Source organism: Candidatus Eisenbacteria bacterium, assembly GCA_018831195.1.
Classification (GTDB): Bacteria; Eisenbacteria; RBG-16-71-46; order CAIMUX01; family JAHJDP01; genus JAHJDP01.
Map to the genome: position 1 here is coordinate 21,602 of JAHJDP010000011.1, position 23,528 is coordinate 45,129.

Here is a 23,528-nt window from a genome sequence, read left to right on the forward strand (position 1 = left end):
GCGGAACAGATGTGGGACGGGATGGCCTTGCCGATCCGGCGTTATTCATTCACATCCAATCACTTACAGAGGTAATACCATGGTCGTTCATGAACCCCATAAGATAAAAACCGTCCGGTTGCTTTCCTTCCCCACCCTGGCGGATCGGAAGAAATTCCTATCCGACGCCCTCTTCAATGTCTGGCACCTGACCCCAACGCAGGTGACTTTTGACATGTGCTCCCTGGGGATGAGCGCAGTGAGCCAGGAACAGCTCTCCGGCCAACTCATCGGTGATGAAGCCTATGCCGGATCGCGCAATTTCGAGGCGCTTCAGAAGGCGGTGCGGGACGTGCTCGGCCATGAGTATGTCTGCCCGACCCATAATGTTTTGGGCTGTGTGAAGCTGATCGTAGCGACCATGATCCCCAAGGGATCGGGTGTTCCAAGCAACTCCCGCTCCCGCCTCGATGTTTTCTCCCCGCTCGGCGTCGATTATCCCGACGTGCGCGATCACGAGGAGAAGGTTTTTACCGGGAACATCGATCTGGAGACACTCGAGGAGATTCTCAACACCCATCCTGTCGCCTTCGTCGGTATTCAAGCCTTCGCCGATGGACAGCATCCCTTCAGCCTCGAGAATCTGCGGGCGGTCGCCGCCCTCGCCGAGAAGCACGGCAAGAAACTCATTTGCGACGGGTCCCGCGTCATCGAGAACGCCTGGTATATCCAGCGCCATGAATCGGGCCAGGCCGACCGGCCGATCGCCGAGATTGTGAAACAGATTGTTAAAACGACGGATGTCTTTCAGATGGACGGCGCTCAGGATCCAAAATGTAATACCGGTGGGCTCCTCACCACCGACCATCCCGACACACATGAAAAATTTATGAATGAGGTTGTGGTCTATGAGGGACTGCACACCTACGGCGGGATGGCCGGGCGCACGATGGAGGTTCTGACGCGCGGTATTCAGGAGATGTGTTCCGAAGACGAAGTGCACTGGGTCATGCAGCAGACTGAGCGCTTCACGCAGCGGCTCCGCGACGGCGGCATCCCCTTGGAAAGGGGCTGTGACGGCGCCTATATCGAAGCCGAATCGTTCCTGCCCCATATCGACCGGCACCAGCAGGACACCCTCGCCGCGGCCATCTATCTCATCGCCGGCGTCCGCGCCACATCATCGGGATTAACGGCTAAAACTCATCTGCTGCCGGTTCAAATCCCGCGGCTGGCGATGACCAATGAGCAGCTGGATCAGGTCGCCGATGCGATTATCAGTTTGTACAAACAGCGCAACAAAATCACCGGCCTCCAATCCGCCGCGCAGGGGAAGTGGCGCGACCAGATGTCGTATCACTGGGTTTTCCCCGACCTTGAAACATATACGTTTGACACCTTTCCCTATGAAATCCACACGATTGAGAAGGTCGGCGTCTTAACGCAGGGCCAGCGGGAGAAGGCGATCCGCGAAGCGGGGTATAATACTTTTCTGCTGCGCTCCGCCGATGTGGCGATCGACCTGCTCACCGACTCGGGCACGACGGCCATGAGCACCGACCAGTGGGCCGCTTATGACAGCGTTCGCCCCAGCGCCGCGGCAAGCGACGAATCAGATGAGTTAGTTGATATCCTTCAGGAGACGATGGGCTACGAGTATATCATTCCCACTCATCAGGGTCGCGCCGCCGAGCACATCCTCAGCCAGATCATGATTAAAAAGGGCCAGTATGTGCCGGGCAATATGTACTTCACCACGACAAAGCTGCACCAGGAATTCGCCGGCGGCATCTTTGTCGATGTCATCGTCGATGAAGCGCACAACACCGAGAGCACCTTTCCGTGGAAGGGGAATATCGATTTAGACAAACTCAAGAGTTTAGTGAATGAGCATGGGGCCGACAAGGTCGCCTATATCTCCTTCGAACATTCGGTGAATATGGCCGGCGGCCAGCCGGTCGGGATGGACAATATGAAGGAGGTCTACGAGTATTGCAGCGTCATCGGCATTCCGGTTTTCTTTGACGCGACCCGTTTCGTGGAGAACGCCTACATGATCCAGAAAAAGGATCCGCGCTACGCTGATGTGAAGATCAAGGATATCCTGCGCGAGATGATGCTCTACGGCGATGGCGCAACGATAAGCGGGAAGAAAGATTTTCTCATCAATATCGGCGGCTGCCTCGCTTTCCGGAACAACGAGGAGTGGACCGAGAAAGCGCTCGAGATGCTGCGAATCTATGAGGGCAATATCACCGACGGCGGGCTCGCCACCGCCGATCTGGCGGCTATCGCCTGCGGCGTGGAAGAGATGGTCGACGACCGTTACATCCGCTCCCGTGTCGAGCAGACGCAATATCTCGGTTCTCAGTTGCTCGAATTGGGGATCCCGATCGTGACGCCCCCCGGATCACATGCGATCTTCCTCGATGCCAAGCGTTTCCTGCCGCACCTCGATCAGGACGAATACCCCGCGCAGCGTCTCGCCGCCGAGATCTATGTCGAGACCGGCGTCCGGGCGATGGAGCGTGGGAATGTCTCGAAAGGCCGCAACCCCGAGACCGGTGAAAATTACCGCCCGGCCCTCGAGCTGGTGCGGCTCACGATCCCACGCCGTGTCTATACCAATGACCACATGCGCGAGGTGGCGCGAGGAGTTAAGCGCGTTTGGGACCGCCGGGAATCGATCAAAGGCCTCAAGTTCGTTTATGAACCGGCTAAGCTGCGTTTCTTCCAGGGGCGGTTTGAATCGAAATAGATCACGAACAAAAGCTATTCTCAGCGAAGACCCCGGGCCGCAACCCGGGGTCTTTTTATCACTTAAACAAATGCTCCCGCATCCAGGCGATTTTATCCGGAGGACCCTGAAGCTGGTTCTCCCAATCGGGATCCGGATCTCTAAAATATGACTCGTGACGGAAGGTGATCACATCATTTATATTGTTGAATTTCTTCTTTGCGCCAAACATCTGCTCGAAAAAGATCGGATAGTTTATTCGGTCAGAAAATTCCATGATCTCACCCCGTTCAAGATGATTCAGGATGGCGCCCGTCAATGCCGTCTGATGCAAAAAGATCCTCTTCTTAACATCCTGCGCGCACATCTCTCTCAGGATCGAATCCTGATAAAGAAGCGTGAACTCATCCCGCCAGCGCTGTAAAAGACCCCTCTCCGGGCGGACAACGAGACAACCCGCGTTGAAATAGGGTCTGATCGTATCCCCGTCGGCGGGTGTGACCATGGGAAAAAGAGACGCTTCAGCGACGGCGTTTCTTTCATAGATCCGGTGCCAGAAGGGATCGACCGGCTCCGAGGTCAGCAATCCGACATTCTTATGCATCACGGGCCGGTAGCCGAGCGCCTTTCCCTCTGGAAGGATGAACTCGTCAGGTTCCCCCAGAAAAATCGTGTCATAGTTGAGCCAGGCGAGACGTTCCGTTTCTTCAGCCGCCTCAGATTCCGCCCGGGCCGCCGCGAAGGCCTTCTGGGCAAAGTAATACCACGCCGCATTTGGGGGATATCGATAGGCTTGATGACAACATCGAGAGCCGACAGCGTGTCAATGGCGCCGGTTTCCGGATTCCGGATCCGGCCGGTCTTGGGACGCATCGTCAGAAACATCCCCGATTTCCCATTCCTTGAACTCCCCTTCCGGGAGGACTATAATACTTGTCATCGAGTGCGGCGATTGAAATGCGAGGATGAGATGCCCCCAATCCGCAGCGAAAAGGATCCGGCACAAATCCGAAACCAGGCTAAAACGGCATGGAAGAGGATGAAATCCTGCGATCTCTGCCCACGGAACTGCGGTATCAATCGCCTCCAGAATGAAATCGGCGAGTGCGGTATCGGCGCCAAGGCCGTGATCATCAGCGCTCTCCCGCACTATGGCGAAGAAGCGCCCCTGGTCGGTGAAAATGGATCCGGGACAATTTTCTTCACCGGATGCAATCTGCACTGCGTCTTTTGCCAGAACTATGAGATAAGCCATTCTCCGGTCGGTCGTGAGATGAGCGGGGATCAGCTTGCGGGGGTTATGTTAAACCTTCAGAAAGCCGGATGCCACAATATCAATCTTGTTTCACCGAGCCATGTCGTCGCCCAGATTCTCTCGGCCCTCGCAATTGCCATAGAACACGGACTGCATATACCCATTGTTTATAATAGCGGCGGATACGACACCCTATCGACGCTCCGATTGTTCGAAGGCATCGTTGATATTTACATGCCCGACTTTAAATTCTGGAATCCTGAATCGGCCAGGACTTATATGAATGCGGAGGATTATCCCAGCGTGGCCCGCGAGGCGATCCTCGAGATGTACCGGCAAGTCGGGGATCTTGTTGTCGATGACAACGGCATTGCAAAGAGAGGAATTCTTCTGCGGCACCTCGTCATGCATGGGTGCATCGAGGACACCCGTGAGATTTTCCATTTCCTTGCCACACAGATCAGCCCGGAAATTTATGTCAATATCATGGATCAGTATCACCCTGCCGGCAAAGCTTCACAATACAAAGAGATCAACCGGGGATTGACCGAAGCGGAATTCCAGGAGGCCGTATGGGCCGCGCAAGAAGAGGGCCTTGTCCGCTTTGACCCCGGGGCAAAAATTTCCCAGGAGATCGGCCCGTCGGGGAAGAAGTCTCCCAAAGATGAGCGTTGGAAAACCACCGATTTAGACGCTACCGATTGTAAATCCTCTTAATGAGTCCCCAGGTCGATTGCTTCGTGGGTGTGGGCTGCTGTTCCAGATAGACCTCGCCGTCAATCTGGTTTGTATACCCCTCAGGCGTATAGGGAGGATGGCCGAGCCCCAGCGCCGAGATTGTCCAACCTTCGCGCATGTTGGGGGGGATATTTCCAATATAATCGCCATCATTCAAATTAAGGGTGCCCGTCAGGTTTCCGTCCCCACTCACCGTCTCGATAATGATGGTCAGGCTCTCAAAACTCCCACCCAGCATGAAGGTGCCATCGATAAATGTCGAAGGCGATGTGGGGTTCGGCGGATAGGTTCCGTAATCAGCCGGCGTGCCGCCGACAAACGGATCCTCATAAAAGTTCAATGTGCCGTCGCCGTTCATATATTCATAGAAAGCATAGGTACCCACCATGTATGTCGAGGTTAGGACACCGCTGTGAATATGCATGGTATATTCATTATTGTCTTCATCAAGAACAAAGAAATCCTCATTCATCGACACCAGCGGTCCAACCGCCGCATAGAACTGGCCGTCTTCGGTGTAGTTATTCGGCAGCGGCCATGTGAAATCGTAACCGTGGTAATCGGCCAGCCAAACAGATCCCATAACAGGCGCGCTCAGTGTTGCAACCAGGATGAGGATAGTGATGGAGCTAACTCGCATGATGTGCCTCCGTTTTCCGACGACTGTGATAAATCTGAACCATCTCAATACGGATACCGACAAGGCCAAGGACTCTTTCAAATGGGTCCCATGAGACTCATTAGTTAGATAATGTTACAGCAAATTTCAGGCGCGGGCAACAAAAATCGCGATGGAATGGGGCCATTGGAATCTATCGTGTTGTGTTTTTTAAAGTTAGATCTAATGACTCATTTCACCCATATGAGGGGAATCGCGGTCCGTGGCCGGCTGGAAAATAGAAAATGCGAAAACCCGGCTTTGTCTATCCCTTCTGCGCCAAAAAGAACCGGTCACGCCCGGCAAGATCTTTAACAATACGGATATGGTGATAAATCTCTTGCGCCTTGGCAGCCGTCTGAATCGCCGGCGCCTGCTCCGAAGAGAATTCCAGCGCCAGTAATCCGCCGGGTCTTAAGCAGCGGTGAGCTTCTGCGATCAATCGCATGAGATAATCTGTGCCCTGCTCCCCGCCGTCAAGGGCGAGAGTGGGTTCGTGCTCGCGGATCTCCCGGGGCAATTGCCCCATGTCCGGCGCCGGGATATAAGGCGGATTGGATATGACGGCATCGAATCCCTCTCCGGGAATCGATTCATCGATCGCACGGAATAGATCCGATTTTAAAAGGCGGATTCGGCAGCACAAATCATGTGTTTTCACATTTTCCCGCGCATAGGCCAGGGCCTCGGTGGAGATATCGATCGCCATGGCCTGAACATTCCTGTTGCGCATCGCCAGAGCGATTGGAATCGCCCCGGATCCGGTGCCCACATCCAACACCCGTACCGGCGGGGAAGATAATCTTCCCGACGCATCGTTCAGCGGCGGCGCGGGCGCCCCTCCCGGTTCAGCGCCTGCCAACCCAAGCTCTTCTTCCACCACCTCCACCAGCCGCTCCGTCTCGCTCCGGGGAATCAGGACGCCCGGACCGACGCGGAGGATATATCCCATGAAGTCGGCGGTGCCGAGCACATAGGCCAGCGGCTCACCGAACAGCCGCCGGTCCAGCAACGTTTCCAATTGACGTTCTTCATCAGAAGTGATGTCGCGCTCGGAGCCTGTCAGAAGGGAGATCCGTGTGCATCGCAGGGCATGGGCGAAAAGTAGCTCGGCCTCCAAGCGGGGATTCCCGGCGCCGATCCGCCGGAGGGAAACCTCCATCATATGAAGCCGTTCCTGGAAAGTGGAGCCGCTCACGACGAATCCCAGCCTATTCCTCGATCCCCGCCGCCAGAGCCCGCTCGGCCTCGGCCACCTGAAGTTTCTCAATTAAGGTATCAAGATCACCTTCAAGCACGGCTTCGAGGTTGTACAATGTAAAACCGATGCGGTGATCGGTCACTCGGCCCTGCGGAAAATTATACGTGCGGATTTTCGCTGAACGATCACCGGTGGAAACCATGCTGCGCCGCGCATCGGCGACCTTCGCCACCCGATCGGTCCTGGCCTTATCGAGAATCTTTGAGCGCAACACCTTCAGCGCTTTCGCCTTATTCTTGATTTGGCTTCTCTCGTCCTGGCATTGTACAACAATACCCGTCGGGATATGCCGGATACGGACGGCCGAATCGGTCGTGTTGACACTCTGGCCGCCGGGTCCCGAAGAGCGGTAGACATCCACCTTCAGATCCTCGGGGGCGAACTTCACATCAACCTCTTCCGCCTCGGGAAAAACGGCGACAGTAATCGCCGATGTATGAATCCGGCCGCTCGACTCGGTCGTCGGCACTCTCTGAACGCGGTGAACGCCGCTCTCGAATTTAAACAGACCGTAAGCCCCCTCCCCCTGTATCGTGAGGACAATCTCTTTATAACCGCCGATCTCGGTGGGGTGGCTCGTCATGATTTCAATCTTGTAATGGTGCCGCTCCGCGAACCGGGTCATGAGCCGGAAGATATCGGCCGCAAAAAGCGCCGCTTCATCGCCGCCGGTACCCGCCCGAATCTCCATCATAGCGTTGCGGTCATCAGCGGGATCCTTGGGTATCAGCTTTCGTTTCAGCGCAATTTCGGCCTTCTCCGCCTGGGCCTCGAGTTCCAGGATCTCCTCTTCCGCCAGGGTGACGAGATCGGCGTCTTCTCCCAGGAAAATAATCTGCTGGGCTTCGGCCAGCGCCTCCGTCGCCTTTTGATAGACACGCATGGCTTCCAGGAGGTTCTGCACACGCACCCGATCACGCCCGACCGTCTTCAGCCTATCCTGATCCTTCAGGATCTTCGGATCGCTCAATTCCTGATTGATCTGCTCCATCTGCTCCAGCAGACGTTCCCGGCCTCTCAACAGATCATCCATAGGACACCCTTCCGGATTTGAAAAAAAACGATGAGGTCCGTCGCCGCTATCAGCGGGCGGACCCCATCCAACATGTGCTACGGCCTACTGACCGCCGGATGAGGGAGCTGACTTCTTCTTCGAGTCCTTTTGGGGCTCTTCATTTTTCTCATACTTCTTGCGGAATCGCTCCACCCGGCCGGCTGAATCAACAAGCTTCTGCTTTCCGGTGAAGAACGGATGGCAATTTGAGCAAATTTCGATCGTCGTATCTTTATCCATCGTGGAACGTGTCTCAATGACATTTCCACAAACACACTTAAAGGTACGATTCTCATACTTCGGATGTATGTTCTTCTTCATGACTCCCTCGTTTGTTACGAGTTCATAGACTCCAGGAACTTCTTGTTTGTCTTCGTTTGGCTCATCTTATCCACAAGGAACTCCATTGCTTCAACCGAATTCAGTTCACTGAGGAATTTGCGGAGAATCCAAACCTTGCGAAGATCGGCCTCGGCAATCAGAAGCTCTTCGTGGCGGGTTCCCGACCGATTCAGATCAATCGCGGGGAAGATCCGCTTGTCGCTGAGCTTGCGATCCAGGACCAATTCCATATTACCGGTACCCTTGAACTCTTCAAAGATAACCTCATCCATACGGCTGCCCGTGTCGATGAGCGCCGTGGCGCAAATCGTGAGGCTGCCGCCCTCTTCTATATTGCGCGCCGCGCCGAAAAATCTCTTCGGGCGGTGCAACGCGTTGGCGTCGACACCACCGGAGAGGATCTTTCCGCTGTGCGGAACGATGGTATTGTAGGCGCGCGCCAAACGTGTAATCGAATCGAGCAGGATGACGACATCGCGCTTATGTTCAACCAAACGCCGCGCCTTCTCGATTACCATTTCCGCAACCTGCACGTGCCGTTCCGCCGGCTCATCGAATGTGGAACTAACCACCTCGCCGTCAACCGAACGGGCCATATCGGTCACTTCTTCAGGGCGCTCATCGATGAGGAGGACGATCAGCATGACATCCGGGTGATTCTCTGTGATCGCCTGCGCGATTTTTTTGAGGATGACGGTTTTCCCCGCCTTGGGGGGTGAGACGATCAGCCCGCGCTGGCCTTTTCCGATCGGGGCGAGCAGGTCGATGATGCGGGTTGTGATATCGCGCTTGGCGACTTCCAAACGAAATCGCTCATTCGGATAAAGAGGCGTCAGGTTGTCAAAAAGTGTCTTTTCCTTCGTTGCTTCGGGACCCTCAAAATTGATCGCCTCCACCCTCAGCAGAGCGAAATACCGCTCGCCATCCTTGGGAGGGCGAACCTGCCCGGAAACAGTGTCGCCGGTCCGCAGATCGAATCGCTTGATCTGGCTCGGGGAGACATAGATGTCGTCGGGGCTTGGCAGATAGTTGTAATCAGGGGAGCGAAGAAAACCATATCCCTCGGGCAGGATTTCAAGGACACCTTCGGCGAAGATATTTCCATTCTTCTCAGTCTGCGCTTCAAGAATCTTAAACATAAGCTCTTGTTTTCGCAGACCGCTGGTGCCCTGAATACCCAACTCATTGGCGACTTTTACCAAATCCGAGATGGTCTTCCTTTTCATGTCGGCAATGTCCATCACTTGGCTCCTATTATTATGTATTGGACATGACAGTATAGCCTGGCACAGTGACAACCGTACATTTCAGGTTGAGATTTTCCCCTTGAATTCCCCAACATAGCAGGCCGATGGCTACGAGGCTTTCGAGATTCCCTTCCTGGTCTTCAAAATGATTCCGGTCCATCGGTCGGACTCGTAGAACAGCTGGATCGGATATCTGAATCAGGGAAGCATTGGGAGATTTGGCAGCCTAGCGGCTGGCTCCATCCTCAGTACAGTACAGATGCTAGGTCCCATTGCCGAAACTGTCAACACCTTTTCTCTGGGGCCTCTGGAGGGACATGCTGACCCTCCCCGGTCCTCAGATCATCCGACATGCACTCATTCTTAAAATCACCGCGCCATCGGGCGAGTTTTTGATACATTGCATTGCTAGGGTGATGTCGGGCTTGCTTCAACAGATCGTCGAGCCGGGGATTTCCGTGGGCCACATCTTCCATCCACTCTTTACCAAATCGGCCCGAGGCCGCCTCATTTAATATTTCGGCAAGTCTCTCCCTGACTTGATCATTGATGATCCTCGGCCCTCTTGTCAATTCCCCAAAAAGAGCCGTGGGGCTGATCTTTTCCCGCATCCCTTCGGGGCCGAAACGGGTGAGGAGGTCGGCGGTCACACCCACCTGCTGCATACATTCAATATAGGCCAGCTCTCCGGGATATCCCGCCTTAACCAGGGTATCGTACGCGGCTTGCGCCAAGGCCATCATCCCCCCGCAGAGGACCGCTTGCTCGCCAAAGAGATCCACGACCGTCTCATTTTCCACTGTCGTGATATAGACCCCCTGGCGCAATAACCCCAATCCCTGCGCCAGGGCCAAGGCCCTCTCCTCCGCCGATCCGCCGGCATCCTGATGCACCGCCACAATACCCGGCAGCCCCCGGCCTTCGATAAACGCCTCACGAAGCCTCGATCCCGGTCCGGTCGGCGCCACAAGGACCACATCCCAATCGGGTGGCGGTTCCAAACCTCCGTATAGGAGCGAGAAACCATGCGCCAAGCAAAGCAGGGGCGGATTCAAAATTTGCGCGGTGCGATCTTGGCTGCCCGCATCGCCGGCCGCGGGAGCCTCACGGCGGTCAGGGGGGGCGAAAACCTGTCGCGAGAGAATTTCCGCTTGATGCTCGTCGGGAAGCAGCGAAATGAGAATCCGGCACCGTTGAACGCACGCCTGCATTGATATGACTTCGAAGCCGTCGTCCCCAGCAACGCGGGCGCCCTCCCCACCGGGACGGGCGCCCACAAGGACCGTGAATTGATGGTCTCTTCCCGAATCTCTCAGGTTCAAGGCCTGCGCCCGGCCTTGATTTCCATAGCCGAGGACACCGATCCTCAGCCCCTTTAAATGATCCCAGGCCTGCGGCGTGTCACCGCGGACCCAATCGCCGATCATCAGTCGCCCGCGACGCTCGCTTTGAACTCGGATTGAAATTGCTGTTTGCAGTTCACAAAAGCATAGGCTTTCCCTTCGGTCCAATAGAACCAGCAAACATATTCCTGACCGGAGCTGTCGGTGAAACGCCGCACCTCCTCCGGCTCGCCCCTGTTACGAAGGGCGTCCAGCATATCCGACTTCGGACCGCAATTCGTCGCTTCATCCCGCACGGTCGCGGCGGTTTCCGGCCGGCTGTCGGAAAGAGCCTTCCCCAGCACAAACTCGGCGACGAACTCTTCCTTCTTGTCCAACTTGCTTAAGATCCGGCCGAGCAGGATCCGGTACTCACCGTCCTTGGAGTTGATATCAACAAGTTTCCGAGCCTGTACTTCGGCGTCAACATACTCCCCCAAATCCCACAGGGCCACGGTCATATTGTACAATGCATCCTCATCGGTGGCCACACGATCCACAACCTTTTGGTAGAAGTTGGCCGCTTCCCTGAGATACTCGGTCTTCTCCTCCTTGGGAACATTGAGGGCTTTCTGGAAATAACTGCCCGCCAATTGATAAAGCAAATCGGGTTCATCCGGCGTGATCTCCATCACATTGTGATAGAATCGGATGGCGTCATCCCATCGCTCGGTCTGATAGGCTTTATTCGCCAGATCCCAATAAACGGCGACCAGCAGCCCATTCACGTCTTCCTGTTTCTTCTGAGCCTCGGCGGCGTTTTGCGCATTGGCCATCTGCTCTGCCGCCATCTTCTGAACATTGGTAAAGATGGCGATCGCCGCATCCGTCTCACCGAGCTGATAACGCAATTTACCGATATAGATATGCGTATCTAATTGTTCAGGGGCGTAGATCGTGGCGATTTGAAACTGCTTTAGAGCTTCATTAAATTTCGCCTTGCTTCCCGCTTCATCGCCATCATCTCTCAGCACATTCCCTTCACCGGCCAGCCTCAGTGCGTCATTGTGCAGCTCCGTCCAGTAGTGCAGGCGATTGACCGTAATCTGATCCCCCAACTCCGGCATCAGTTCGACGGCCTTCTTAAGAGCCGCATCCGCCTCTTCGGGATGCTTCAGCTCGGCTTCGGTCAAGCCCAAGTACATGTAAGCCTCGCCGTTGTCGGGCTGTTCAATAATCGCCAATTGGAACTGCTCCAAAGCCCTCTCGAACCGGCGCTGATCAAAGTGAAGCTTACCCCCCGAAATATGAGCGCTTTTGCACGCCATGAGTCCCGACAGGCTGACGGCCACAATGAGGAGAAACAATATCTTCAGCAGTCGCATGTGCTACCCCCTATAAATCCCAACCCGCCGCTGTTGATGATCGTGGTTGGAAAACAGCGGCCCTCGTTGGTGAGGGTAGGAACCGGGATGGAAGGTGTCAAGCCCACCCGGGGAACCCCATCGCGGAAAACGCTTTAAGAGTGAGAATTAGAGACTGTGGAGGGGGTCGACATCGACAATCAACCGGACCCCGCCCCGCTGAGCTTCATCCCACCGAATGGCCTCTTCCACCACCGGCTTGAGCTTGCGGGCCGAGAGGGTCCGCAGTGTCAGATGCCAGCGATAGCGGCCTTTCATGCGTTCCAACGGCATGGGAGCCGGCCCGAAAATCTGCACACCCTGAATCGCCTGCCGGGCGATCCAGGAGACGAGGTGTTGTTGAAGCCTCTCCGAATATTGAATGACCCGCTCTTCCTTCGGATCGTCCAGCAGCAGATGCGCCTGGCGCGAGAAGGGGGGGAATCCAAGGGCGCGCCGCTCCTCGATTTCCACGGCGTAGAATTTCTCATAGTCCTGCGACGCGGCCGCCTGAATCACAAAATGATCGGGCATGAAGGTCTGGAGGATAACCTGACCCGGCCGATCCCCCCGGCCGGCCCGGCCCGCCACCTGGGTCAGGATCTGGAAGGCCCGCTCCTGGCCCCGAAAATCAGGGATCGCCATTTCTCGATCCGCCAGTAAAACGCCGACGAGGGTGACACCGGGAAAATCGAGCCCCTTCCCCACCATCTGCGTTCCCACGAGGATATCGATCTCTCTATCCTCGAAGGCGCCGATCATCTCTCGGTGGGCGCCTCGCCGGCGGGTCGTATCCATATCCATCCTCAAGATGCGGGCGCCGGGCATGTGGGTCCGGAGCTGGCTCTCCACCTTCTGGGTCCCAAAACCGCCGTACAGAAAGTCCCGCCCCCCGCAGGAGGGACACGAGCGGATTTCCTCCTCGCGGTGGCCGCAGTAATGGCAACGGAGGTGCCCGCCTTGCCGGTGATAGGTCAGGATGACACTGCAGTTGGGACAGGGGGCGACAAGGCCGCACCCCACGCATTGAACCGATGTTGAGTGCCCGCGACGGTTTAGAAAGATGATCGCCTGCTCCTTGCGGTCCAGACAATTCCGCAGGCGCTCGAGCAGCAGCTCAGAGAAGGGCTCTCCGGCCAGCCGGGGCTGGGAAAGAACCTCTATGGCGCGCGCCCGGGCTTGCTCCCCATCCGGCGCCTTCGGCGACAATGTCCTATCGGACGGATGGGCTTCCTCCTCGCGCGGTCGGAGATCGGCCATGACGACACAGGCGGTCGGCCGCTGTTCGACACGTTCCGGCATGGAAAGGTATCGAAATTTCTCCAGATCGACGTTGTGCCGGCTCTCCAAGGATGGCGTTGCCGATCCGGCGATGGCGACCACTCCCTCGATCCGGGCCCGCATCAGGGCGACATCGCGCCCATGATATCGAGGCGAATCCCCCTGTTTATAGGCGCCTTCATGCTCCTCATCGATGATGATGGCGCCCAGCCGCGGTATCGGGACAAAGGCGGCGGAGCGGGTCCCAACAATGACCGGCAGCTCACCCTCCCGAGCGCGCCACCAGTTTGTCCGGCGCTCGCCGGCCGCCATCCCGCTATGAAAGATCCCCACCGAGTTCCCCAATCGTCTCTGAAAACGCTGCACCAGCTGCGTCCCCATGGCGATTTCCGGAACAAGCATCAGGGTCCCGCGCCCCTGATCCAGGAGATGCTGCGCAATATTAAGATAGACTTCGGTTTTTCCGCTCCCCGTAACGCCGTGCAGGAGAAAGACCGGGGGGGCGCCCCTTTTACCAGCCCCTTCTTCCGCCACCCGATGGGCCGGGAGGGCACCGAGGATCGTCGCCAGAACCTCCGATTGATGGGGTGTGAGATGGAGGGGTTGCTCGAGCGCCTCGGGGAGATCCTGCGCATCCGCTGTCTTCCGGGCCCGAGCGCGACCCTTCCAAACCTGTCCGGGTAGAGCCGCCTCAAAGACTTCACCGATCGGGCAGGCATAGTAGTCAGCGACCCAGCGAACCAGCTTGAAGAGCGCGCCTTCGAGAAGAGGCTCGTCCGGCTCCAGCGCCTCCACCGGCTTGATCCTCCCCGTCAGGACCGGCGCCTGGGCGGCCGGAAGGCAATCGACGACATAGCCGTGCGTCCGCCGTCCGCGAAGGGGCACAAGAACACGATGACCCGGTTTCAGGATTCCCTCCAGCTCATCGGGAATGCTGTAACTGAGGGGTTTTCGCAAACCGAGGGGTAAGGCGACAAGGGCGATGCGCTTCGACACAGCATCCTCCGGCGCGGGCAAGGAACAGGTGCGGGACAAGGACGGATGTCATTATAATCACAAAGAGGGGCGTCTCAAAGATGGAAATATGGGGGATAAGAATTGGGGAAGGCTCCGAAGAGCCTTCCCCGTGCTGTCAGGTGTCGCGCGTTACAAGATCTATAAATTGGCTACTTGGCCCTGGTCGGCTTCACTGAGAAGCTCCTCGATCTTTTCCAAGAGCTTTCTCGGCCGGAAAGGTTTTGTAATGTAGTCATTCGCCCCGGCCTTCATTCCCTCTTCGCGATCAATCGGGCGCCCTTTGGCGGAGAGCAGAATGATGGGGATGTCGGCGAATCGCTCTTCCGAACGCAGGTGGCGGCACACCTCATAACCGTCGATCTTGGGCATCATGATATCGAGAACAATGAGATCGGGTGAATTTTCCTCGACAACCTGAAGGGCTTCCTCGCCGTCGAACGCGGTGAGAACCTCATATCCCTCCATGCTGAGCGAAAACTCAAGGATGTGAACAATATATACCTCGTCATCCACAACAAGTATCCGCTTGCGTCGCAATGGTCTCCCTCCCACCAATTCGGATGTCTTAAGCCGACGTACGCCGCTCCCAGACAACAATGCTCCCCGCATGTCCTTTCCCAACATGTTTGAGCTCGGCCGATGTGTCGGTTATCTCGCCGACATGCTTGAACTGACGCCCTTGGTTTGTCACCGCCGCTATTGTTAAAGTCATGATGGGAAATTGTTGATAGCTTCCCCGGCGGTCGACAACCTTGATAAATCCCCGCGTTCGATCCTCTTGGTCATATAATTGCTGAATCTCACGATCAAAAGCTTCAATGAGCGCTTCGCCCACTATCTGAGCGGTATGGATACCCGCAATCACAATAAAATCATCACCGCCGACATGTCCGATAAAATCGCCGGGTTCGCCGTGTTGAGCCACCACTCTTACAACAATGTCGGCCAACAAGCGGATCGCCTGGTCGCCATGGCGATAGCCGTAGTAGTCGTTAAAGGCCTTGAAGTTGTCTATATCGAGATAAAGAAATGCGAAAACCTCGTTATTATCCAACCGATTCTGAAACTCGTCTTCAATCGCCGCATTTCCCGGCAGACCCGTCAGCGGACTCGCCTCTCTCTGCGACCGGCTCCATACCAATAAATTATGCACCCGCAGCAACAGCTCATCCGCCTCATACGGCTTGACGATGTAATCGTTCGCGCCGCCGGATAGTCCTTCCAGCCGGTCTTTCAACTCCGACTTCGCGGTCAGCATGATCACAGGAATGTGGCTTGTGGTGAAATTGTTCTTTAAAATTTGGCAGGCCTTGTTCCCGTCCATCTTCGGCATCATCCAATCCATGACGATAAGATCAGGAACCGCCTCGAGAGCCCGCTGGACACCTTCTTCCCCGTCACTGGCCGTGATGACTTCATATCCGGCTTTGTCAAGTTGAAGCCTGAGAATCGTCCGCAGACTCTTCTCATCTTCCACGACGAGGATCCGGGCCGAGGCCGTGGGATTATTTTTATTCTGTTTCTTTTCCATAGCTCGTTCCCAGAATGAATCGGGAATCATCGCGTCATTGTTTAGATGCATTGTGATCTGTTTTTGCGAAAAGTGACCTTCATATCATCAAAATTGAAAGCTATTTATAGTTGACACCCGCCCTTAAACATAAACCGGAAATGGGCTATATAAGCCACTCTGAGAGGCTATCGGCATGGGGGAATTAACCCAGCGTTTGATCATTTGTTAATCATTGCTTGATCTTTGCATAATGCTTGATGACTCATCTTGAGCGCCGCGCGGATTAGAACGTTAACAAAGAATCATGCGCCAAAACACCCAACTGCGTTCGTGCATTCTGCAATTCCATCCTGCGAATTTATTGGATTTCGCAGTGTCCCGCCGCCGCTAGTACTCGCCGGTCCAGTCATCGAGATTCGGCATGGCGGGAAGCGCATAGGTCGAGATTTCGCCGCGCTTGAAGTGGTGGATACCAGCCAACCCCACCATAACGGCATTATCGGCGCAGTACTTGGGGCTTGGAATCCGGAGCGCCCACCCCTCGCTCCCGGCGTCGGCGGCCAGACGCGCCCGCAGGGCGCTATTGCAGGCCACCCCCCCGCAGACGAAAACCCGATCATATCCGGTCCGGTGGAGCGCGGCCCGGATCTTGGCGGATAAGACATCGATGACGGCGGTCTGGAAGGAGGCGGCGACATCGGCGACGTAGGCCGCCCGCTCATCTGATCCCTCGGGCAACGCCGTCCGCTGATCCCCGTCGAGAAAGATCTTCACGGCCGTCTTTAATCCGCTGAAGCTGAACTCCAATCCGCCCTTGGCCACATCGAGCATCGCCCGGGGAAAGGGAATGGCATCGGGCGATCCGGCCTGGGCCACGCGATCAATGGCCGGTCCGCCGGGAAAGCCAAGTCCCAGCAGCTTGGCGACCTTGTCGAAGGCCTCCCCCGCCGCGTCATCCCGGGTGGCCCCCAAGATGCTCCACTCGCCCCACTCGGGTAGATCGATGAGCTCGGTATGGCCGCCCGAGACCACCAGCCCGACGGCCGGCGGTTCCGCCGGCCCTTCCGCCAGAACCGACATGAGATGCGCCTCGATATGATTGACCCCGATGATGGGGATCTTGCGGGCATAGGCCAATCCCTTGGCGGCGGAGAGACCCACCAGGAGAGATCCGATCAGACCGGGTCCGTTGGTGACGGCCACGGCGACAAGATCATCCGTCGTGACATGAGCCTGCTCCAGCGCCTCCGAAATCACCGGAAGGATGAGACGAAGATGCTCTCGCGAGGCCAGCTCGGGAACGATACCGAGAAATTCGGAATGAATCTGCTGGGAAGAAACAACGCTGGAGAGGATCGTCCCATCGAGTTTCAGGACGGCGGCGCAAGTGTCGTCACATGAGGATTCGATCGCCAGCAAGGGGGCCGATGGGTCGAAGGGTGGCGGATGGAACCGCGGCGGATTGGGGGCAGATGCCGGCATTGACGATCCTCTCACCCTTGTGGCGGTTACCTACTCGTTGAAATCAAAAGGAACCGGGATCCACGCATAAAGTCCGCGCCGGCCCGACCGCGCCGATTTGAAGCGCCAAGCATAGGCGGCCTCGATCGCCGCCATCTGCAGGGATTCGCTCTCCGCCGTGGGATAGATCGATACCGCCGTGAGAGGCGTCCCCTCGGGATCAATCAGAATATCGATCATGACACGCCCCTTGAGATGGCGATCCGGGATCTGCGGATAGACCGGATCCTCTCGCTTCACAACCTCGGGAATCCTTGATAGGGATTTGCGGTCCTCGTCGCTTTGGAAGGGCCGCAGGGGCCGGCTGCCGATCCGCCGCCGCGCCCATTCCCGCTTTCCTTCCTGAAGCGCCGGCCAGTTGGTTGAGAGCACCTGGACATGGCTCAGCGGAATCGTCTCCCCCTTGGGAGTGAAGACCCATTCATCGGTCACCCATGGGCGGGTCAGCAACCGCGCCGGAAGACGGGGCGGCCGGGCGCACCAGGGATTGTTCTGCCCCACCTTGAGGTGTTCCTCATCATATAGAGTGCCGTCCCGCAATTTGAGGATCCCCATTTCAGGGAGGTAATAGTCGATCTCGGCCCAAGCGACACGCACCCCTTCATTTGGGTTCTCCGCCAGGATACCGGCCGGGCTCAAAATCGGGCACAAGGTATCGGGACCGGCCCAGATGAGAGCCCGGTCCTTGTCCTTCATGGCCACATAGATGAGACCGACGCGCGGTCCGCCCGTCTCCCCATCCGCAAAAAAAGAGGAACCGCACTGCTCGCAGAATCTCGATGCCTCCTGCACCGGAGGATCGCACTCGGGACAGATAACCCACGCAAAGGAAGAACCAATTCCTGTGACTCCCATCAGGAGCGGGAGCCATAATGTCATCATCCATTGACGATGGAATGATGTGATCTGAAGGAAACCCATCCTCGGGACCCTCCTCACACGGCCTCTTGCCGCAATAACCCGGCGTACCATCAAGGTAACATCTGAAATCCAACCCCGCTACCGGCGGCGAAGAGAGAGGAACACCAGAGGATGAAAACTTGGAACGATAGACCAAATCCTTGGGGGCTCCCCGGCTCCCTCCGTGGATGACCGACTCGTTCGTGAAGACCCGATCCGACCCGACAGGAGCCCCCGAATCCAGCCAAAGCCTTTTGGCTTGCCCCCAACAACCCCCGTCAAAACGGAAGTTGTTTGATCCGGTTGAAGAAGATGCACGGTTGTTAAAGAACGGTGCGCCGGGTGTTTTTCCCCAGCGATGAAAGGCAGCTTATCAGATCATCCAACCTCTTGCAAGATAAAAAGATAACCGATTACCACATTGACGATTGTCCCGCTTCTCTCAAGTTATTTACCAATGGAGCGGTCTAACTTGTGAAGAGCCAATGGAACCGGAGAGGACTCCATTTGGGGTTGGGTCTCCGGTCGATCGGAGGTTTGGGCGCCTCCTTGCAGACGAGGATGAGGCGCCGGCCGGCGAAATAGCAGTTTCTTCTACGGGAAGCGGTGGTCTAAAGTCCCGTTGACGGATGTCGTTGAACCCGCCGCATCGCGTCGGTCCTGTTGCCTTACTTTTGTACAACTTTGGAGATGCCGCATGCCCGCCGAACAAACCTCTGAGCACCGTCATCACTGGCTTCTCAATCCCGACATCGCCTTTCTCAATCACGGCTCTTTCGGCGCTTGTCCTCGGCCGGTGTTGAAAGTACAAGAGGACTTCCGCCGGCGCTTGGAAAGGGATCCCGTGCGGTTCATGGTGAAGGAATCCTTCGACCTGATGAATGCGGCGCGAATCGAGCTGGCCGCATTTGTTAAAGCCGATCCCGAGGATCTCGCCTTTGTCCCCAACGCGACAACCGGCGTGAACGCGGTTCTGCGCTCGCTCACGTTCGGGCCCGGCGACGAACTTCTGACAACCGACCATGAATACAACGCCTGCAAGAACGCTCTCAATTTCGTCGCCGCGCGCACCGGCGCCAAGGTGGTGGCCGCCCACATCCCCTTCCCGTTGATGTCGCCGAACCAGGTGGTGGAGGCCGTCCTAGAGAAGGCCACCCCAAGAACCCGCTTGGTTCTAATCGATCACATAACCAGCAGCACGGCCTTGATCCTGCCGGTCAAAGAGATCGTATCGGCGTTGCGAGAGCGCGGCATCGACACGCTCGTCGACGGGGCGCACGCCATCGGGATGCTCGACTTGAACATTCCGGAAATCGGCGCCGCCTACTACACAACCAATTGCCACAAATGGCTCTGCACACCCAAGGGCACGGCCTTGCTGCATGTCCGCCACGATCTACGGGGGTCGATCCGTCCCCTGACAATCAGCCACGGCGCCAATATCCCGCCCGGCGAGCGCTCCCGCTACCATTGGGAATTCGATTGGACGGGAACCAGCGATCCCACGGGATATTTGTCGATCCCCGCCGCCATACAATTTATGGGATCCCTCTATGCGGGGGGGTGGGCGGAGCTGCGGGAGAGAAACCACGCCCTGTGTCTGGCCGCGCGGGACCGGCTTTGCCAAGTGCTCGGCGCCGAGCCGCCGGCGCCCGATGAGATGCTAGGCTCGATGGCGACGATGCCCCTATCCGACGGATCGCTTGCGCCGCCCCTTTCCCCCATCAGCCCCGATCCACTGCAAAAGCGGCTTTGGGATGATTATGGCATCGAGGTGCCCGTGGTCTACTGGCCGGACGCCCCCAAGCGCTGGTTCCGTATCTCTGCGCAGGCCTACAACATGAAGGAGGATTTTGAGCGGCTGGCGACGGCGCTCGAAGACATTTTTAAATCCGGGGAGTCAATGTAAACGAAAGTCCCATCCGCCGCGACTTCACAGGTAAGAACGGAACTTACAGTCGGAGGTGCGGCATGAATTCCGCCGGGGATCTTCCAATGAGGGTGATCACAGTGAGCGAAACGATTTCGAAATCGGTAGCGTTCCCCGAAGATCTATCCCTGGCCCGGCGCGCCGTCATGCGGGATGAAGCGGCATGGCGGGAAATCTACGACACGACGCGGGATCGCCTCTTCGCGCTCCTCTCCTATTACACCGGCCAGCGCGAAGACGCCTTGGAGCTCCTTCAAGAGACTTACCTCAGCGCTCTCAACTCGATCGATCGATACAGGGGCGACGGCTCCCTCGCCGGATGGTTCGCCATTATCGCCATCCGCCGGGCGAGGGATTGGCGGCGCAAGCTGGCGGTGTGGAAACGCCGCCGGCAGGAACTGGCGGATGAGCGAGCGCTCGATCCGCCGGCGATGCCGAACGATCCCCTGCGTCTTCAATTGCAAGGAGCCATCGCAAAACTCGCCGGAAGGCAGCGGGCTTCATTTCTCATGCGGGAGATGGAGGGATTGTCCTTTCGAGAGATCGGGGAAGCGCTGGGTATCGGCGAACCGACCGCCCGAGTCCATTATCACCGCGCCAAAAAGATCATGCAGAACCTCCTTAACCCTGATGACGATGCGACGGCCGATCCGGCGGACGGCTCGGCCGGCGGCATTGCGACGGAGTCCCGACGCGAGCCCTCGCTGAAGGGCGTGACGACGCGAGCGAACCCGACTTGCGACACGGATAATGAGGAGGTGTCGACATGAAACGCGACCTAGACCGCTACAAGGATAAGCTGACCCCTGAAGAGGAACGCCGCATTTGGGGCCGGATGCGAAGCGCCCTTCACGAGGACCGGGACGAAGATAAAAGTTGGAGACTCGGACTCTGGCTGAGCCGCGCCGCCATCGTGGCGGGAACGGCGATGTTGGCGGTTGCGATTTGGCGCGCCGGATCCCCCCCGCCCAACACAACGCTGCCAGAGGCGCCGCTCCAGCCGGATCGCTATCTCTCCAAGAAAATGGAGCCGAAGAGCGCGCCGGGAATCGATGCGCCGGCGCATGATGATGATAACTCTCTGAAGCCGGATGGGATTCTGCCGATCCCCGGGGCGAATCAGCTCAGTACGGATGCTCGGTCCGCGGCGCCGCCGATGGAGGCGCCGGAGATCTACTCTGAGATGAAAGCCACGCGCCCCTCCGATGACGAGATCATTGCGCATCGCGAACGGCAGCCCATCATGCTCGCCGATGCGGGCGAGATCCGCGGCAGTGTCTTTAACGAATACGGCGAGCCGATGCCCTTCATTAAGGTGACCCTCAATGACACGCCCTGGGGCACGATTGTACAAGACGACGGCTCCTTCCGTATCCGCAATCTCCCCGCCGGGAATTACACGCTTAGTGTGATGGAAGCCGGATACCATGAAGTGAACCTCTCCAACCTGAACGTCAAAGAACGGGAGTTGCTGGAACTCAACGTGGCGCTGGAGACGGATTCGCCCTACGGCCGGATCTGTGGGCGGATTCTCAATTCGGCGGGTGAGCCGGTCGCCGGAGCGCGCGTGCAGGTGCTCGACGGCGGCGGGCGTGCCGTCACCGCCGATGATGGATCCTTCTGCATCACGGATGTCTCCGCTGGACGCCATCGGATCTATGTGAGTGCGCGAGACTACCAGGCGCTGACCCTGGAAGACATTGATGTAGAGCGCGGCCTTGAAAACGATCTGGTCGCGAATCTCACGAATGCCGATGTACCGGACAAGAAATCAAAAGGGAAAAAGGAATCCACGCTCTCCGGGGGAAAACTTCACTATGAGAGTGCTCCATCAGAAGAAGCGATCACCTCGATGGAGATTGCCGAGAGCGAACAGGTTGCGTCCTCTGTCACCAGATCCGATCAGGTGCGCTTGATGGAGGCGGGAGGATCCACCGCCGGCGAATCCCGCTACGGCTCCGCCACCGGCGGCCTTCAGCCGGTCAATGACGAGCTGGCGGACGATATGTTCTTCAAGCACTACGGCGTGAATCCCTTTGTCGCCGCCGACGAAGACGCCCTCTCAACCTTCGGCCTCGACGTCGACACCGGCTCTTATACGATCGCCCGGAATTATATTCGCAAAGGGAAGCTCCCTCCCCAGGAAGCGATCCGCGTCGAGGAATTCGTCAACTTCGTCCGCAAGAACTACGATCCGCCGGAGCATGATGATTTCAGCATCCGGGTCGACGGAATGCCCTCCCCCTTCGCGCCGGTGCAGGACGGATCGTATCAGCTGGTGCGTGTCGGCATCCGCGGCCGGGTCGTTGATTCGGAGGATAGGGAGGCGGTGCAGGTCGTTCTCGTCATCGACACCTCGGGATCGATGCGGAGTGAGAACCGGATCGAGCTGTTAAAATCCTCCATGGATATCCTTCTCGATGAGCTGCGTCCCGATGATGAACTCGGCATCGTCGCCTTCAGCAACACCGCCCGCGTCGTATTGCCGATGACCTCTCTGAAGGATGAGGAGAAGATCCATCGGGCGATCCACTCGCTTCAGCCGAACGGCTCCACCAATGTTGAGCAGGGTTTGGAGTTCGGGTATGCGATGCTGCGCGAAGCGCCCCATCAGAGCCCAAACCAGCGGATCATCCTCTGTTCCGACGGCGTCGCCAATGAAGGCAACACGGGATGGGAAAAGATCCTGGAAAATGTAAAAGAATCTTCCGACCGGATCATGCTTTCTTCAATCGGCTTCGGCATGGGCAACTACAATGACGTTCTGATGGAGAAGTTGGCCGACGCCGGTGACGGGCAATATGCCTATGTCGACGAGATCGGTGAAGCGACGCGGGTTCTCCGCGAAAATATCACCGGCCTGCTGCAGGTGATCGCCCGCGACACCAAGGCGCAAATCGAATTCAATCCGGAGATCGTGGAGCGCTACCGCCTCATCGGTTACGAGAACCGCGATGTGCGCGATGCGGATTTCCGCAACAACGCCGTTGACGCCGGCGAAATCGGCGCCGGACATGAAGTCACGGTGCTTTACGAAGTGAAGCTGAAGGATCGCAACCGGCAGGGTGAACTGGCGACCGTTCGCCTGCGGTACGAAAAGCCGGAAGGAGGCCGCTTCGTTGAGTTGGAAGAGATTGCACAAGTGAACCGGCTCGAGGCGCGTATCGACGATGCGCCGGCTGATCTCATCTTCGACGCCTGCGTCGCCGAGTTTGCGGAGATTCTGCGGGGAAGCTACTGGGCCAAGGAAAGCACACTGCCCCCCGTCCTCGATCTGGCCCGCGGCGCGATTGAAAGAATGACGTCACGGCCGGATCTTGATGAAATTTACCTGGTCATGCAGAAGGCGGCCGCCATCAGCCGGCCGTGA

Annotated in this window: 18 protein-coding genes; 5 read left to right on the top strand and 13 right to left on the bottom strand. The window is 57.2% G+C overall.

Features of this window, described 5'->3' with window-relative positions; all coding sequences use genetic code 11:
- Positions 1 to 79 precede the first annotated feature (79 nt).
- A complete protein-coding gene (locus tag KJ970_01295) occupies positions 80 to 2,737 on the top strand; it encodes a tryptophanase (GenBank protein ID MBU2689537.1) in 2,658 nt (885 codons plus the stop codon).
- 58 nt (positions 2,738 to 2,795) lie between these two features.
- Here the strand turns inward: KJ970_01295 and KJ970_01300 are convergent, their stop codons facing one another.
- Positions 2,796 to 3,323 carry a hypothetical protein gene (locus KJ970_01300; GenBank protein ID MBU2689538.1) on the bottom strand — a complete coding sequence of 176 codons (528 nt, stop codon included), beginning with the start codon at positions 3,321 to 3,323 and terminating at the stop codon, positions 2,796 to 2,798.
- Between the two features lie 189 nt (positions 3,324 to 3,512).
- Here KJ970_01300 and KJ970_01305 point away from each other — a divergent pair, with 189 nt between their 5' ends.
- Positions 3,513 to 4,688 (top strand): radical SAM protein, encoded by a 1,176-nt coding sequence (locus KJ970_01305; GenBank protein MBU2689539.1) that lies wholly within the window; start codon positions 3,513 to 3,515, stop codon positions 4,686 to 4,688.
- Here KJ970_01305 and KJ970_01310 read toward each other — a convergent pair.
- From KJ970_01310 to KJ970_01365, 12 genes are all read right to left on the bottom strand, one after another.
- Positions 4,666 to 5,349: a hypothetical protein gene (locus tag KJ970_01310; protein ID MBU2689540.1), complete on the bottom strand. Its 684-nt coding sequence runs from the start codon at positions 5,347 to 5,349 to the stop codon at positions 4,666 to 4,668. The genes KJ970_01305 and KJ970_01310 overlap by 23 nt on opposite strands.
- A gap of 283 nt (positions 5,350 to 5,632) precedes the next feature.
- Entirely contained in the window at positions 5,633 to 6,565 is a 933-nt protein-coding gene (prmC, locus tag KJ970_01315; GenBank protein MBU2689541.1) for a peptide chain release factor N(5)-glutamine methyltransferase, read from the bottom strand.
- Positions 6,566 to 6,578: 13 nt separating this feature from the next.
- On the bottom strand, positions 6,579 to 7,661 hold the full coding sequence (gene prfA, locus KJ970_01320) for a peptide chain release factor 1 (GenBank protein ID MBU2689542.1): 1,083 nt from the start codon (positions 7,659 to 7,661) through the stop codon (positions 6,579 to 6,581).
- An 84-nt stretch (positions 7,662 to 7,745) separates the two neighbouring features.
- Entirely contained in the window at positions 7,746 to 8,003 is a 258-nt protein-coding gene (rpmE, locus tag KJ970_01325) for a 50S ribosomal protein L31 (protein MBU2689543.1), read from the bottom strand.
- Positions 8,004 to 8,017: 14 nt separating this feature from the next.
- Entirely contained in the window at positions 8,018 to 9,265 is a 1,248-nt protein-coding gene (gene rho, locus KJ970_01330; GenBank protein ID MBU2689544.1) for a transcription termination factor Rho, read from the bottom strand.
- Between the two features lie 290 nt (positions 9,266 to 9,555).
- On the bottom strand, positions 9,556 to 10,698 hold the full coding sequence (locus KJ970_01335) for a ketol-acid reductoisomerase (protein MBU2689545.1): 1,143 nt from the start codon (positions 10,696 to 10,698) through the stop codon (positions 9,556 to 9,558).
- Positions 10,698 to 11,978, bottom strand: coding sequence for a tetratricopeptide repeat protein (locus KJ970_01340; protein MBU2689546.1), 1,281 nt, complete (start codon positions 11,976 to 11,978; stop codon positions 10,698 to 10,700). Before KJ970_01340 ends, KJ970_01335 begins: the two co-directional genes overlap by 1 nt.
- A gap of 147 nt (positions 11,979 to 12,125) precedes the next feature.
- Positions 12,126 to 14,273, bottom strand: a complete 2,148-nt coding sequence (gene priA / locus KJ970_01345) for a primosomal protein N' (GenBank protein MBU2689547.1) — start codon at positions 14,271 to 14,273, stop codon at positions 12,126 to 12,128.
- Between the two features lie 159 nt (positions 14,274 to 14,432).
- Positions 14,433 to 14,903: a response regulator gene (locus tag KJ970_01350; protein MBU2689548.1), complete on the bottom strand. Its 471-nt coding sequence runs from the start codon at positions 14,901 to 14,903 to the stop codon at positions 14,433 to 14,435.
- Positions 14,860 to 15,825 carry a response regulator gene (locus KJ970_01355; GenBank protein MBU2689549.1) on the bottom strand — a complete coding sequence of 322 codons (966 nt, stop codon included), beginning with the start codon at positions 15,823 to 15,825 and terminating at the stop codon, positions 14,860 to 14,862. The genes KJ970_01350 and KJ970_01355 overlap by 44 nt, the downstream gene beginning before the upstream one ends.
- Before the next feature lie 369 nt (positions 15,826 to 16,194).
- Entirely contained in the window at positions 16,195 to 17,289 is a 1,095-nt protein-coding gene (gene tsaD / locus KJ970_01360; protein ID MBU2689550.1) for a tRNA (adenosine(37)-N6)-threonylcarbamoyltransferase complex transferase subunit TsaD, read from the bottom strand.
- 30 nt (positions 17,290 to 17,319) lie between these two features.
- On the bottom strand, positions 17,320 to 18,249 hold the full coding sequence (locus KJ970_01365) for a TonB family protein (protein ID MBU2689551.1): 930 nt from the start codon (positions 18,247 to 18,249) through the stop codon (positions 17,320 to 17,322).
- A gap of 676 nt (positions 18,250 to 18,925) precedes the next feature.
- On the opposite strand from KJ970_01365, the gene KJ970_01370 reads away from it, so the two are divergent.
- The 3 genes from KJ970_01370 to KJ970_01380 all read left to right on the top strand — a co-directional run bounded on the left by KJ970_01370 (position 18,926) and on the right by KJ970_01380 (position 23,528).
- On the top strand, positions 18,926 to 20,137 hold the full coding sequence (locus tag KJ970_01370; GenBank protein ID MBU2689552.1) for an aminotransferase class V-fold PLP-dependent enzyme: 1,212 nt from the start codon (positions 18,926 to 18,928) through the stop codon (positions 20,135 to 20,137).
- An 86-nt stretch (positions 20,138 to 20,223) separates the two neighbouring features.
- A complete protein-coding gene (locus KJ970_01375) occupies positions 20,224 to 20,928 on the top strand; it encodes an RNA polymerase sigma factor (protein ID MBU2689553.1) in 705 nt (234 codons plus the stop codon).
- On the top strand, positions 20,925 to 23,528 hold the full coding sequence (locus KJ970_01380) for a von Willebrand factor type A domain-containing protein (protein ID MBU2689554.1): 2,604 nt from the start codon (positions 20,925 to 20,927) through the stop codon (positions 23,526 to 23,528). The genes KJ970_01375 and KJ970_01380 overlap by 4 nt, the downstream gene beginning before the upstream one ends.